General features: G+C 46.6%; 11 protein-coding genes. All 11 read right to left on the reverse strand.

The features are described 5' to 3' along the window. Positions 1 to 62: 62 nt before the first annotated feature. Positions 63 to 1,607, reverse strand: a complete 1,545-nt coding sequence (locus tag HFE64_06445; protein ID MCI8633100.1) for an ABC transporter ATP-binding protein — start codon at positions 1,605 to 1,607, stop codon at positions 63 to 65. Between the two features lie 15 nt (positions 1,608 to 1,622). Then, on the reverse strand, positions 1,623 to 2,435 hold the full coding sequence (locus tag HFE64_06450; protein ID MCI8633101.1) for an ABC transporter permease: 813 nt from the start codon (positions 2,433 to 2,435) through the stop codon (positions 1,623 to 1,625). After that, positions 2,432 to 3,376 carry an ABC transporter permease gene (locus HFE64_06455; protein MCI8633102.1) on the reverse strand — a complete coding sequence of 315 codons (945 nt, stop codon included), beginning with the start codon at positions 3,374 to 3,376 and terminating at the stop codon, positions 2,432 to 2,434. Before HFE64_06455 ends, HFE64_06450 begins: the two co-directional genes overlap by 4 nt. A 25-nt stretch (positions 3,377 to 3,401) precedes the next feature. Further along, positions 3,402 to 4,973: an ABC transporter substrate-binding protein gene (locus HFE64_06460; protein ID MCI8633103.1), complete on the reverse strand. Its 1,572-nt coding sequence runs from the start codon at positions 4,971 to 4,973 to the stop codon at positions 3,402 to 3,404. 89 nt (positions 4,974 to 5,062) lie between these two features. After that, entirely contained in the window at positions 5,063 to 6,193 is a 1,131-nt protein-coding gene (locus HFE64_06465; protein MCI8633104.1) for a hypothetical protein, read from the reverse strand. Beyond that, positions 6,190 to 7,344, reverse strand: coding sequence for a hypothetical protein (locus HFE64_06470; protein ID MCI8633105.1), 1,155 nt, complete (start codon positions 7,342 to 7,344; stop codon positions 6,190 to 6,192). The genes HFE64_06465 and HFE64_06470 overlap by 4 nt, the downstream gene beginning before the upstream one ends. Further along, entirely contained in the window at positions 7,341 to 8,222 is an 882-nt protein-coding gene (locus tag HFE64_06475; protein ID MCI8633106.1) for a polysaccharide deacetylase family protein, read from the reverse strand. The genes HFE64_06470 and HFE64_06475 overlap by 4 nt, the downstream gene beginning before the upstream one ends. 137 nt (positions 8,223 to 8,359) lie before the next feature. After that, positions 8,360 to 10,804, reverse strand: a complete 2,445-nt coding sequence (locus HFE64_06480; GenBank protein MCI8633107.1) for a glycogen/starch/alpha-glucan phosphorylase — start codon at positions 10,802 to 10,804, stop codon at positions 8,360 to 8,362. Positions 10,805 to 10,884: 80 nt separating this feature from the next. Beyond that, the gene (gene glgA / locus HFE64_06485; GenBank protein MCI8633108.1) at positions 10,885 to 12,324 is read right to left on the reverse strand and encodes a glycogen synthase GlgA; all 1,440 of its coding nucleotides are present in this window, start codon (positions 12,322 to 12,324) and stop codon (positions 10,885 to 10,887) included. A gap of 18 nt (positions 12,325 to 12,342) precedes the next feature. Beyond that, complete coding sequence (gene glgD, locus HFE64_06490) at positions 12,343 to 13,467, reverse strand: glucose-1-phosphate adenylyltransferase subunit GlgD (GenBank protein MCI8633109.1); 1,125 nt, start codon at positions 13,465 to 13,467, stop codon at positions 12,343 to 12,345. Positions 13,468 to 13,484: 17 nt separating this feature from the next. Continuing rightward, complete coding sequence (locus HFE64_06495) at positions 13,485 to 14,705, reverse strand: glucose-1-phosphate adenylyltransferase (protein MCI8633110.1); 1,221 nt, start codon at positions 14,703 to 14,705, stop codon at positions 13,485 to 13,487. Between the last annotated feature and the right edge of the window lie 13 nt (positions 14,706 to 14,718).

A 14,718-nucleotide genomic window follows, 5' to 3' on the forward strand; every position in this document is an offset into this window, starting at 1 on the left:
TTAGCCAAAAAGGAGAAACCTCTAAGCAGAGGTCTCTCCTTTTTATTATAGATATACTAAACTTATTCTTCTTTGCCCACATTCAGCAAACGCTTTGTATAGGGATGCCGCGGATTGGCATATATCTCTTCCGCATCGCCCAGCTCGACCAATTTTCCTTGATAGAGCACGGCAACGCGGTGACAGATATGCCGCACAATGTTTAAGTCATGCGAGATAAACAGTATCGTCAGCTTTCTTTTTTCATGAAGCTCTAAAAGAAAGGCCAGAATCTGAGACTGTACGGTCACATCCAGCGCTGAAACGGCCTCATCTGCAATTAAAAATTTAGAATCTGTGAGCAGAGCCGCGCCAATACTGATCCGCTGTCTCTGACCGCCGGACAGCTCATCCGGATATCGGTGGTAATACGATGCATCCAAACCAATATCCTCCAGCATACTGCAAACTCTTGCATACCGCTCCTTTTTCGCATATCGCTTTCGCAGCGGTTCTTCTAAAATCCAGCCAATGGTATGGGCTGGATTAAGCGAACTAAACGGATCCTGAAAAACCATTTGCGGTCGCAGCTGTGCGTCCATGCGAAGAGTCCCCTCATACTCCGGATTGAGCCCTGTAATCGCTTTGGCCAGCGTTGACTTTCCGCAGCCGCTCTCTCCGACGATGCCCAAAATCTCTCCTTCGTAGACCGATAATGTGAGATCTTCAATCACCCGGCGACGGGCCTTTTTAGACCAGGGTCCTCTTGTCTTTTCCTCATAGAACACATTCAGATTCTCTATTTCCAGTACCGCATGCCTAGACGGCTGAACACTGCTTCTCTCCGGCAGCCTGGCCACCAGTGTTTTCGTGTAGGCATGCTGCGGGGTACGAAGCACCGTCTGCACCGCTCCCCTCTCTACAATTTGTCCCTGATACATGACAAGTACTTCATCGCAGATTTCACGAATGACGTTCAAATCATGAGAAATAAATAGGATGGACACACCATGCTCTTCATGCAGCCTTTTTAATAGCTGCAAAATCTGAGCCTGTACGACCACATCCAAAGCGGTTGTCGGCTCATCTGCAATCAGAAGCTTCGGATGACAGATCATGGCCTGTGCAATCATCACCCTCTGGCGCATACCGCCGGATAGCTCATGCGGATATTGATCATAAATCTTTTCTGCTTCCGATAGGCCCACTTCCTGCAGCGCAGCAAGCACTCGTTGCCGAAGCGCTTCCTTTCCCTCCTGATCCGATGAAATCGCTTCATGAAGCCGCAGACTCTCTCCCACTTGCCTCCCAATGCGCATCACCGGATTTAAAGATGTCATCGGCTCCTGAAAAATCATTGCCAGGTCTTTTCCCTGCACCTGTGTATACTGCGCCGGCGTCATGGATAATAGTTCCTGATCCTCCAGATAAACACTTCCGCTCACGGTGCATGCTTTTTCTGCCAAAAGCCCCATGATCGCCAGCGCTGTCATCGACTTACCCGAGCCAGATTCTCCCACAACACCTAAAATTTTTCCATCAGGAAGAGAAAAAGAGATATCATCTACCACTTTATGCAGCTGCCCGTCCTGGGGAAAGGCAACGCTTAAATGCTCTACTTGAAACATAGCTTATCTCCTCTCCTAGTGCTGCTCTGCACGCAGGCCTTCACTGATCATAGAAAACCCTAAGATGATAAAAATAATCACAATTCCCGGTGATAAGGCATACCACGGTGCATTAAAAAGATAGGACTGTGCCTCTGAAAGCATCCGCCCCAGACTCGGCATCGGCGGCTGCAGACCCAGACCTAAATAACTCATGCTCGCCTCTGCCAGTACCGCATTATTAAAGGCAATAGCCGCTGTTGTCAAAAGACTGACAACGGTATTGGGCAGGATATGCGCAAAAATAATGCGAAACGGGGAAACACCCATAATCCTTGCACTTTTCACAAAGTCCAGCTCCTTACAGCGAATAACCTCGCTACGCACAATCCTTGCAAAACTGGGAATAAACAAAATCCCTAATGCCAAAATCACATTTTCGGTTCCCGGCCCCAAAAAACTAATAAAAATCAGCGCTAAAAGCACGCTCGGAAAGGAAAGCAGCATATCATTGATGCGCATCACTGCCTCATCTAAAATGCCGCCAAAATATCCTGTCAGCGCACCGATAACAATCCCTATTGCAGCGCCGATCGTCACCGTTCCTACCGCCACCAGAAAGGTCATGCCGCTTCCATTCATCACCCGGCTTAGCACGTCGCGCCCGAAATTGTCGGTCCCCATCGGATGCAGCAGACTCGGCGCCAGATTCACCGCTGCCGAATTCATTTCCGTAACCGAGTACGGCGTCCAAAACTGCCCGATAATAGCCATCAATAAAAAGAAGAGCGTTATCGCCACTCCTATGATCAGCTGCCCATTTCTTTTCTGTTTATTTCTGATCTTCATCGCACCTTCACTCGCGGATCAATCCATTGATATAGTACATCGACTAAAAAATTAACAGTCACCACAATCACCGTGATATAGGTCACAGCAGCCTGCACCACCGGATAATCCCGGCCGGAAATAGCCGTAATCAGCAGTCTTCCCATGCCGGGAATGCTAAACACCTGCTCAGCCACAATGCTCCCTGCCAAAATATCCGCAATTACCAGCGCCAAAAAGGTTACCACCGGAATCAGCGCGTTGCGCAGCACATGCACATACAAAATTCTCTTTTCCGAGCTTCCCTTGCTATGTGCTGTCCTCACATAATCCTGATCAATTTCCTTCAGGATGGAATTACGTAAAAATTTAACCACCATTGCAATTTTAGGCAGCGCCACCGCAATAGCGGGAAAAATCAGATAGGCTATGCTTTGCCCAAGGTCCTCTTTTGGAGAAACAAAGGCTCCTGGCTGGAACCAGTGCAGCACCAGACCAAATATATAGGTGAAAAGCATTCCCAGAAAAAAAGAAGGAATCGCCATCGTCAGCTGTGTCAGCTGACTGATCAGGGTATCTACAAAGCCTCCCCTGTGCTGCGCGCTGAAAATCCCCAGCGGAATCGCAATCCCTAAAATCAGCACAAAAGAAAGCAGCGCTAAAAGCAGTGTAACCGGAAGACGCTGCGCCAGTAGGCTCGCTACAGTAACGCCGTCATACTGATACGATTCTCCAAAATCTCCCTGCACGGCCTTCCCAAGCCAGCGAACATACCGCACGGGCAATGGGTCATTCAGCCCCATCTCTTCTCGAAGCGCTTCCACCTGCTCCGGCGTCGCTTCTGTGCCCAGTTTGGCTGTCGCCGCATCTCCCGGAATCACGGAAAAGGCGGTGAAGGTAAGCAGGGATATCAGCACCAGTGTAATAATGAGAGTTCCAACTTTTTTGACAATATAAGGCATATGCTATCCCTGCTTCCTTTCGCTTTTATTTTGCTTTTCGGTAAATCTTTGCTACATCCCACGCCGCTGTGGGATAAAATTCATAGCCGCCAAATTCTGCATTTAAGGCTACAAAATCAGCGGGCTCCTCGATATAAACGGAAGCGGCATTTTCCGCCAGATTGATCTGCAGCTTTTTATATAGCTCGATCTTCTCGGCATCGTCCACCGTCTCCAGCGCCTGCGCTAAAATCTCGTCAAACTCCGAATTGTTGTAATTCGCGATGTTGTTGGCAGCCGTGCTGCCATATTTCTTTAGCCAATCGCTGGGCGCCAGCGTACCGTCAAATCCAATGATTGTTGCCTGATAATTGCGATTGTGATAGGTGTCCTCTTTCCATGTTGTCCACTCTACCTTTTTGATCGTGGCCTTGACGCCGACCTTGGCAAGCTGTTCTACCAGAATCTGTGCGGTGTCCACATGCTGCGAGAAAGAGCTGGGCACCGTGATTTCAAGCTCGAAGCCATTCGGATAGCCGGCCTGCGTCAGCAGCTCTTTGGCCTTCTCGATATTATATTCATACAGGTTTTCTGCCTGCGGCTCATACCATTTTTCCAAAGTGGAAATCATGTGTGAGCCGATCAAATGACTTTTGCCGCCAAAAAGAAAATCGCTGACCTCCTGACGGTTGACGGCATGGCAAAGGGCCTGCCGCACCCGCACATCCTGCAGGGGGCCGTAGCTATTATTCAAAAACATGGCCTGCACGAGATTCATGCTGCCTTCCACAATCGTAAACTGATCCGGCTGCATCTGCTGCAGCGTCTGCACCTGCGTCGCCGTCAGATAATTGAGTACATCAATCGTCCCGGCCTGCAGCTCTGTGAAGGCTGTGCTCAGATCGGCAATAAACTTAAACTGTACCGTATCCAGATAGGGCTCATTGTCCTTCCAGTACCCCTCATATTTCTTTAGATTCAGATGCTGCCCTGCCGCATAGGACACGTACTGAAAAGGCCCTGTGCCAATCGGATTCCCTGCCGGATCCGGATTGCTCTTAGGGATGATGGCCAGCGTCAGATCTGCCAAAAACTCAGAATATCCTTCTTTTAGCTGCACCCTAACGGTTTTGGCATCTACAATCTCGACCGAATCCAAATAATTAGAAAATGCGGAGGATTCTCCTTGAATCTCCGCATAACGCTCTATCGAATATTGAATATCCTCCACGGTAACCAGACTTCCGTCATGAAAGGTGATGCCATCTCGCAAAATGAAGGTATAGGTCTTTGCATCCTGTGAAATGTCATAATCGCTGGCGACCGCCGGCTCTAAATCGCCGGTGGACGTTGGCTTAACTAAGCCTTCGTACATGTTAAATACCACACTCCGAGTTCCTGCGTCCGAGCTTTGATGCGGGTCAAGACTTGCCAGATCCTGCGTCATGCCAAATACAAGCTCTCCGCCTGCAACCGGCTCGCCGTCAGAATCCGCTGGTGTGCTTTCTGAAGAAATATTAGTGGATGAAGTCTCTGGCTTCTTATCGTCTCCGCATGCGCAGAGTACAATAGATACTAAAAGTACCAATACGCTCAAAAGAACGATTCTTTTTTTCATTTTGGTTTACCTCTTACTCCTAATAATTCTCCCATTATTCTATTGTCTGCTCTATTGTAACCGTATCTTTGCCAAAATGCAATAGTTTTTTATTCTGTCACCAGCACCTTCATATTCTCCTCCGGAATGCGCGCTAAATTCCATGACGCTACCATCTGCTCATATCCCAAAGATCTAAGAAGGCGCATATTATCTCGGATTTGCTCTGGCCCTATCTTGGCAATAGGCTCTATATAATTCGCTTCGATGCCCGGCCATACCGGACAGCCGCCTTCCTGACGAATCCATGAAAGCTCCTGCTCCATCAAATCCTGGTACTGCCCCTGCGAGCTGCCGGCCATCTGCAGCCACTGCCCAGCAGCCGTATTTCCTGCTGCCAGCCGCAGCCGTTCCCATTCAAAGGGGAGGCCCGCCGGCGCCATAGTGTAGCGATACATCATCGGCTTTACAAAATCAGCAATCTGACGCAGGCGCTGCATATCCTGCCCGCAAAAGTACCCCATCGCCGGCGCAAACAGATCGAAACCAACCTGCAGCCCTCTTGCATGAAATGCTTCGGTCAGACTCTGGAGCGCCTCTTCTATGATCGTAGTTCTGATCTTAAAAAAAGCATCCAGTACAGGATCTGCAAGCTGCCACCGCCCTTTCTCATATGCCTTTAGACAGATCTCTGCTTCTCCTGCCTGCAGGCTGCACAGTCTTTGACGCAGCTGCTCTGTCTCTATGCCGGCCTGCGCGTACTTTGCCTCGCATGCAGAGCAAAAACAGCCCCCTATTCCGGCTATGCCGGAAAGAAAGGAGGGATATCGAATCCGGTCCAGAAAAATCCCATCAAACGGAATAGGGGAAAACTGTGCATCGTAGAGCTCCGTCAGGGCGTCTCTATTGCGCTGGGAGCTGGGGCAGCGAAACTGAAAGCTTTCCTGTGGGTTTAGCACATAGGGCGGCATAGCATCTCCGCTGAAATCGATCATGGGATCAAAATCCTGATAATTTTTGAGCTCTGAGAAGACGGCTATTTTTAAATAAAGAGGCACATTCCAGCTGTGCAGCGTATCGCTCAGCTGCCAATAGAAATCGTTGTCAGTGGACCATCCGCAAAGTACGCCGGCAAGCCTGCCTGCCTCATGCGCCATCCTTAGCTTACGCAAAATTTCCTTTGGATCGGCCAGGCTCTGCGGCGCAAGATCTCCGGTAAAAATCTGAAATACCAGCTTCATTTTTCTTTTACCATTGCCTTGCCCTGATCATAAAAAGGCTGCAGCTTAGATTCCATAAACTCATTCCACAACGCCTCTTGAAAATCAGACAGGTAGTAGCTGATTTTGTCACAGGAAGAAAGGACAACCTCCGGGTCCTCTCTCTGCTCCTGATTCCAATGATATAGCTTGGCAAAGGTGTCGTATTCCTGCGGACGCTCCTTTGCAAAATAGCGGATGGTATTTTCCAGCTGCGCAATCATAAAGAGACCTAACAGCTCTGCAAAATCGTCCCCATAAGTAAGCCAGTAGGCTTCTTCATTCCATTCATTTTCGGAGGGCAGCACCCTGCGGCCTGTATATTCTTCCATAAGCTCGTAGACAAATCCGAATTCTTCTGCCTGCAAATCTCCTGCACCGATCAGGACCGCATCCTTTTGACTGGCCTCATAGCTCTCCTCCTCGGATTCGTCTTCATAGATTCCCTCTTCTTCCTCTTCTGTCGGCTCCTCTAATATGTAACGCCGATTATAATGGATGGATTCATATATTTTCTGTGCAAATAAAGCCCACAGACGCTCCTTGTCAAAATTTTCTTCATAATATTCATTAAATTCTTTAGCGTCCATCAAAAGACCATTCGCCTGCCGATATGCTTCCAGCTCTTTTCTTCCTTGTTCATAGTATGCGGAAGGCGCGATGCTTAAAATATATTGCCAAAGCCTCAGATGCAGAGCATCCAGCTCTTCAAAGGCCTCTACATAAATTTCTTCTACATCATCTTCCGTAAGCTGCTCTCTGCGCCCATTTTTCTCAGCAAATACGATCCCTTTTTCTTTTATATCCTGCCTGACTCTTGCTGCCATCTTTCCCTTTAAAAGCGCATGCTTCACATCATCCTCTGCCCGATCAAACATGTCCTCCAGTGTATAGGCAATATCCTCCTGCAAATCCTCTAAAATTTCCTGCAGCTCCAAGCTCTTACTTTCTGCAGCTGCTTCCAGATACTCCTTTAGAGTTGCATATTGCTCCAGCTTTAGCGCTAGCTCTGGCTGTTTTTTTCGTTTTTCTTCCACCGATTCATAAAAATGCGTTGCTGTTTCACGGATGATTTTTTCACTGTCCACCGCTTGCAGCAGCATCTGCCTAATTTCCTCTAAAATAGTACTCATGTCAATTCTTCCTCCAGATTTCCAAACTCAAATCCCTGGCCGCGTACCTGATCAATCATCTGTGCTAAAATTTCCGCATTCGTTTGACTCACAGCATGCAGCAAATAAATAGCACCAGGATGGGCCCGGTCGCATACGCGCTGCAGGGCATCGCTTGGGCTCATTTGTTTCTTAGGATCCCAGTCAGCATAAGCAAAACTCCATAGCACATTATGATATCCCATCGTACTTAAAAGCGCCATGGACTGTTCACTGATCGCTCCTTCCGGAGCGCGGAACAGACTCATTTCATAGCCAAACTGTTCTTTAACATAGTCATGCAGCTCCTGCACCTCTTGCTTTGCTTTTTCTAAAGAAAGCGTGGTCATATTAGGATGATGCGTCGTATGATTGCCTACTGTATGCCCCTCTTCTATCATCCTTTTTACTAGCGCAGGCTCCCGCTCCACATAATCCATGGTCACAAAAAATACAGCGTTGACCTCCTTTTCTGCCAGCGTATCTAAAATAGAAGATGTATATCCATTTTCATAGCCTTCATCAAAGGTTAAATATACCTTTTCCTTATCCGGCCCTAGGAATAGGGCTGCGTATTTCCCATACTGCTGCTGCAGGCTCACGCATGCTTGAGGACAGCCGGATTCATTAGTTTCGCTTCCCGGTCCCCATTTAATCTGTGTGCTGCTTAAGGCAGCCAGCTCTTCCTGCGTATACACCGATTCATCCGGAACCAGCACATCTTTAGGCAGCGCCGTCTGCCCCGGTTCTACCACGGGAAGGGCATCCTGCGAATCCTGAATCTCCCTTTCTACATCCCGACATGAAACACAGCTCAAAACTAAACTCCAGATCATTGCTGCTACTAAAAATTTTTTCATACGTATCCTCCCTTTGACGTGTGGCATTCTATTCACACACTCTAAAGGATAGTATAGCCGGTTTGTAAAAAATTAAACATCCGCTGATAGGCTGGTCCATACTTCTCCTGCCTATCAGCGGCTATCTATCTGCCTCTTTAACGCTCTAAGTGCGTCAGATGCCAAATACGCTCGTCATAGTCCAAAACAGAACGATCAGCTGCAAAAATGCCAGCCTTAGCCACATTGATCAGTGCCTTTTGGTTCCATGCCTTTGCATTACGGTATACAGCATCTGCTTCCCTCTGTGCCCGGCAGTAATCTTCAAAATCTGCCAGCACCAAATACGGATCTGCCACATTGCCGGCACTATGAAATAAAAGAGCATTGGCTAAATCCGGGAATGCAATCTCGTGACCCGGACGTCCGATCCCATGCTGCATAGCGCTGACTACGCGGTTGATCCACCCATTATTTTGATAGAATTCCATCGGGTTATAGCCATGACGCAGCAAATCATTGACCTGCTCCGTCAGAAGCCCAAAGAGGAATATATTCTCTTTGCCAACCTTTTCATAAATTTCCACATTGGCTCCATCGAGTGTTCCGATCGTAATCGCTCCATTAAGCATGAATTTCATATTTCCTGTACCGGATGCTTCTCGTCCAGCAGTGGAAATCTGTTCGCTCAAATTAGCGGCGGGCATTAAAATCTCGGCTACCGTGACCTTATAATCCTGAATAAAAACAACCTTCATTTTATCGTTTACATCCGGATCATGATTCACCATATCCGCAACGGCATGGATGAGCCGAATGATCTGCTTCGCCCTGCTGTATCCGGGAGCAGCCTTTGCACCAAATAAAAAGGTTCTCGGCACATAATCCATGTTAGGGTTATCTTTATATTCATAATACATACGCAGAATGTGCAGTACATTCAGCAGCTGCCGTTTATACTCATGCAGTCGTTTAGCCTGTGCATCAAAGATAGAATCCGGATCGACAATAATTCCGTTTTCCTTTTCAATGAACTTGGCTAAGCGAATCTTATTTTCCTTTTTTATCTCATCAAAGCGATTTAAAACTGCTGCATCCTTTGCAAACTTCTCCAGCTTTTCCAGTTCATTCGGATTTTTCATAAATCCGTCTCCAATACACTCCCGAATCAGCTGCGTCAGCTTAGGATTGCTCTGCCCCAGCCATCTGCGGTATGCAATTCCATTGGTTACATTGCGGAATTTTTGCGGCGTATCTAAATAAAAATCATGGAAGCAATCGTCCTTTAAAATCTGCGAATGCAGCTCCGACACACCATTTACAGAGAAAGAACCGGCAATCGAGAGGTGTGCCATTCGAATCTCTCCGTTCGCAACAATGGCCATTTTAGAAATCCGGTCCCAATCTCCCGGAAATACACTCCAAAGATGCTCACAAAATCTGCGGTTAATCTCCTGAATAATTTGATAAACACGCGGTACAATTTTCTTAATTAAATCCTCCGGCCAGCGCTCCAAAGCCTCTACCATTACCGTATGATTCGTATAGGCAACGGTACGATTGGTAATATCCCATGCTTCATCCCAGCCCATGCCATGCTCATCCATCATGATCCGCATAAGCTCTGGAATGACCATGGCCGGATGCGTGTCATTGATCTGAATCACAATATGATCCGGCAGATTACTCAGTGTGCCATAAGCCTTATAATGCTTATTGATAATATTTTGAATAGAAGCCGAGATAAAGAAATACTGCTGCTTAATGCGCAGAGATTTCCCTTCATAATTATTATCCTCCGGATACAGCACTTTAGAAAGCACCTCTGCCATTGCATTCTGTTCCATCGCTTTGAGATAGGCGCCCTCATTAAACAAGGTCATATTGATCGTATAGGGCGATTTAGGCTGCCATAGGCGCAGCGTATTCACTGTCTTAGAATCATATCCTGAGATCATCATATCATTGGGCACCGCGTTCACGCTGTCGTAATTCTTCAAAGAAACCTTCATCTGCCCTGTAGACCAATCCTCAACAACCTCTCCGCCAAAGCGTACCTCTACAGTCTCATCCTGCTTTACCACCAACCAGCTGCGCCCTGTATCCAGCCAGCTGTCTGGCAGCTCTGTCTGCTGCCCTTCAATAATCCGCTGCTTAAAAAGCCCATATTCATATAAAATGCTATAACCCGTTGCCGGAAGCCCCTGAGAGGCCATGCCGTCCATATAGCAAGCGGCCAGCCTTCCCAAGCCTCCGTTGCCCAGCGCGGCATCCTGCTCCAGATCACAAATCTCATCAAAGCTAGTCCCCATCTGTGTAAGCAGCTCCTCAAACTGAGGCATCAACCTTAAATTATAGACATTATTCCTCAAGGAACGTCCTAACAAAAATTCAATAGATAGGTAGCATACCTGCTTGGCCTGTTTTCTCTCCATTTCTTTCTGCGTTTTAACCCATTTTTCCATGAGCATATCCCGTACCACCTGCGCACAGGCATCATAGATCATTTTAGGCCGTGCATCCGTACAATCCGTGCCATAATGCCGTTTTAATTTTCCGTCTACTAATGTTTTTAACTGTTCTACCGTCATACTGCTCCTCATTTCTGCGTAGTTTACACCCATATTTTAATAGAAAGCGCCAAATAACAGATGGAATGTTCCATCTGTTATTTGATTTCTTTTTATCGTTTTCCTGTTATCCTGCGGTACAAAGCCAGATATTCCTTTGCCGGCCCGCTCCAGCTGAAATCCTGCGTCATAGCATTCGTCATAAGCGTTTTCCACTGCTGTGGACTGCGGTATGTTTCTTCTGCCTGACGGATGACATATAGCATATCATGCGCATTGTAATCGGCAAAGGTAAAACCGGTTCCTCTTCCCTCCCATGAGATGTAAGGAGAGACCGTATCCTTCAAACCGCCCGTTTCTCTAACTACCGGGATCGTCCCATACCGCATCGCAATCATCTGCGCTAATCCACATGGTTCACTTTGGGATGGCATTAGAAAAATATCAGCTCCTGCATATATTTTTTGCGCCAGATCACTGTTAAAGGTAATGTTAGCCGAAACCTTGCGGGGATAATTTTCTGCAGCACGGCGCAGCATCTCTTCGTACTGCCAGTCTCCTGTACCTAACACCACCAGCTGTACATCATCTGCTAAAATTTCGTCTAATACTCTCGCCACCAGATCCATACCTTTATGATCGACTAGGCGCGTTACCATGCCGATCATCGGAATCTCTGCATTAACCGGCAAATTCAGCAGCTTTTGCAGCTCTGTCTTATTGACTGCTTTTTCCTGCATGGTCTCCACCGTATAATTTTTAAAAAGGTGCGGATCTGTTTCAGGGTCATAGACCTCGTAATCAATTCCGTTAATAATACCGCTCAGCTTCGCATTTTCCTTTTGTAAAAGGCCCTGCAGTCCATGCCCATAGTATGCGTTTTGAATTTCTCCTGCATAGGTCGGGCTGACCGTTGTTACCGCTGTCGCAGCCATAATGCCTGTCTTCATGTAGTTTACACAATTATCAAACTGAATATAACCTCCGGCATAGTCCTGCCAGTCCAGTCCTAATACATTTTCAACAATATCGGAAGGAAATACTCCCTGGTACTGAATGTTGTGAATCGTATAAACCACCTGCAGATGCCGGTAGCAGTCATTGATATTGCGATAAAATTTATTTAAGTAGAACGGCAGCATCCCCGTTTGCCAATCATTACAATTGATCACATCTGGTTCATAATCAATATGCTGCAGCAGCTCCAAAACTGCCTTAGAGAAAAATGCAAAGCGCTCCGCATCATCATAATGACCATAAAACCCGCGTCTGCCAAAATAATACTGATTATCCAGCAGGTAATACACAACTCCGCCGATTTTAGCTTCAAAGATACCGCAATACTGACTTCTCCATGAAAGCGGCACCCATATTTCTTTCACAAAATGAAGCTGATCCTTTAGATCCTGCCGAATTTCTTGATACAGAGGAAGCACTACGCGAACGCCTACCAGCTTTTTTCTAAGCGCAGCCGGAAGCGCTCCGGCCACATCTCCTAAGCCGCCCGATTTAGCAAAGGGAACCGCTTCAGAAGCAACGTATAAAACCTTCATAACTATCCATACCTTTCTTTAAACAACGCTTCCCTTTGACAGCACCATCGGATATAGCTTATATCCAAACAGCTTTCTGTTTTCCCGAATGACGACATCCTTATCAATAATGGTATACTCAAGCTGGCTGTTCGATTGAATTTCACAAGCCTGCATGATGATAGAATTTCTGACAACAGCACCTTTGCGGACACGAACTCCTCGGAAAATAATACTGTTTTCTACCTCTCCTTCAATCACACATCCGTCTGCAATCAGAGAATTTTTCACATTGCTGCCATTTTGATATAGAGTCGGCACCTCGTCACGGATTTTGGTAAAAATCTGATGAGGCTGATAAAAGAGCGCCTGCCGAATCTCTTCATTAAGCAAATCCATGCTGGCTTCAAAATAAGAAGCGACTGAATCTATTTTAGCATAATATCCCGAATATTCATATCCATAAATTTTTAGATCATTGATTCGTTTTTGCAGTACATCTCTGTGAAAGCTGTACATATTATGACTTGCACACTCCCGAATCAGTGTCTCCAACAACGCTTTTCCTATAATAATCTGCCCCATACTCAGATTATCCCGTCCAATCACCGGATTGATGGCCACATCTACAACACGGTCCTCTTCATTTGTTTGGATAAAGCAGCTGTACTCATGCTCATCCTGCCTGTCAAACTGGCCTTTTTTATACAGGATCGTAATATCGGCACCCTTTTCTTTATGAAACTCAAGAGCCTCATCAAAGGTCATGTTAAAAATACAATCAGCCGTTGAAAGCACGACATATTCACAATTCGACTTGCGGATAAATGCTCCCGCATTGATCAGCGCCTCCATTTTGCCGCGGTATACTGAGCGGTATTCTTCTGAATGCTGTGAGAACGGCGGCAGCATATACATTCCATCGTTTTTCCGGTTCAGATCCCATTCCTTGCCGGAACCCAAATGATCCATCAGCGACTGATAATTGTTCCGGGTAATAATACCCACTTTCGTCACACCTGAATTCACCATGCTGGAAAGCGCAAAATCTACAACACGATATCGGCCTCCAAAAGGAATCGAGGAAAGCGCTCTCTTTTGCGTCAGCGCTTTCATAAGCTCATCATTCTGATAAGCAAAAATAAGTCCCAAAGTATCTTTCATTTCCGATATCCCCCTTTTTATAACCGATCCTGCGCCAGCATTTCACCGGCCTGCACCGTTTTATTTTCACCAATCTGAATCTCATCAGCCAAAACTGCCATATAGCCTGCCATAGGATCCGGCTGTACGGTTTTCATCGCTTCTTCTTTACTGCATCCAACGCGGGCATTTTTTCCGATAACAGCCTCTTGCCCCACAATCGCATATTCTACCACCGCGCCGTCTTCAATTTTACTGTTAGGCAGAATAACCGAATCTCGTACAATCGCTCCTTTGCCGATAGAAACGCCATGGAAAATAACGGAATGCTCCACAGTTCCATATACTCTGGTTCCTTCCGTAATCATCGAATTTTTAATCTGCGCCTCAGCAGCTGTAAAATGTGGCGGTTCATTAGGATTGCGGGCGTAAATTTTCCACGTAGGATCTGACAGATTGATCGGGTTAGCCGGATCCAGAAGCTCCATATTCGCCTCCCACAAAGAATCCAGCGTTCCTACATCTTTCCAATATCCGGAGAATTCATATGCATACATCGCTTCTCCCGCTCCCAGCATATTGGGAATGATATTTTTTCCAAAGTCATTGGAAGAACCTGGCGTATTTTCATCCTCTTCCAGATACTTTTTCAGCTTTTTCCAGCTAAACACATAAACGCCCATCGAGGCCTTCGTCGATTTCGGCTCTGCCGGTTTTTCTTCAAATTCATAAATGCGGTTATCCTCATCCGTATTCATAATCCCAAACCGGCTGGCTTCTTCAAGCGTCACATTCAATACGGCAATCGTACAAGCAGCCTCTTTTTTTCTATGATAATCAATCATCTTAGAATAATCCATTTTATAAATATGATCCCCTGACAAGATCACCACATATTCCGGATCATAGCGCTCAATAAAATGCATATTTTGATAAATTGCATTCGCCGTTCCCTTGTACCACTGCCCATCCTTTCCTCTTACATAGGGCGGCAATACAGAGACCCCGCCGTCGTTCCGATCCAAATCCCACGGTTGTCCATTGCCGATATAGGCATTGAGATCAAGGGGCATATACTGTGTAAGCACCCCCACTGTATCGATGCCAGAATTGATACAGTTGCTGAGCGTAAAATCAATAATACGATATTTACCTCCAAACGGAATCGCCGGCTTCGCCACCGTTTTCGTAAGTACGCCTAGACGACTGCCCTGACCGCCGGCCAGCAGCATCGCCACGCTTTCTTTCTTAGTACGCATTGTAAAATTCCTC

The organism is Lachnospiraceae bacterium, assembly GCA_022794035.1.
Classification (GTDB): domain Bacteria; phylum Bacillota; class Clostridia; order Lachnospirales; family Bianqueaceae; genus CALWPV01.

Excerpts from the sequence above, each read along its gene's own strand:
- HFE64_06445 (MCI8633100.1), bottom strand. The coding sequence starts at position 1,607 with ATGTTTCAAGTAGAGCATTTAAGCGTTGCCTTTCCCCAGGACGGGCAG.
- HFE64_06450 (MCI8633101.1), bottom strand. The coding sequence starts at position 2,435 with ATGAAGATCAGAAATAAACAGAAAAGAAATGGGCAGCTGATCATAGGA.
- HFE64_06455 (MCI8633102.1), bottom strand. The coding sequence starts at position 3,376 with ATGCCTTATATTGTCAAAAAAGTTGGAACTCTCATTATTACACTGGTG.
- HFE64_06460 (MCI8633103.1), bottom strand. The coding sequence starts at position 4,973 with ATGAAAAAAAGAATCGTTCTTTTGAGCGTATTGGTACTTTTAGTATCT.
- HFE64_06465 (MCI8633104.1), bottom strand. The coding sequence starts at position 6,193 with ATGAAGCTGGTATTTCAGATTTTTACCGGAGATCTTGCGCCGCAGAGC.
- HFE64_06470 (MCI8633105.1), bottom strand. The coding sequence starts at position 7,344 with ATGAGTACTATTTTAGAGGAAATTAGGCAGATGCTGCTGCAAGCGGTG.
- HFE64_06475 (MCI8633106.1), bottom strand. The coding sequence starts at position 8,222 with ATGAAAAAATTTTTAGTAGCAGCAATGATCTGGAGTTTAGTTTTGAGC.
- HFE64_06480 (MCI8633107.1), bottom strand. The coding sequence starts at position 10,804 with ATGAGGAGCAGTATGACGGTAGAACAGTTAAAAACATTAGTAGACGGA.
- glgA (MCI8633108.1), bottom strand. The coding sequence starts at position 12,324 with ATGAAGGTTTTATACGTTGCTTCTGAAGCGGTTCCCTTTGCTAAATCG.
- glgD (MCI8633109.1), bottom strand. The coding sequence starts at position 13,467 with ATGAAAGATACTTTGGGACTTATTTTTGCTTATCAGAATGATGAGCTT.
- HFE64_06495 (MCI8633110.1), bottom strand. The coding sequence starts at position 14,705 with ATGCGTACTAAGAAAGAAAGCGTGGCGATGCTGCTGGCCGGCGGTCAG.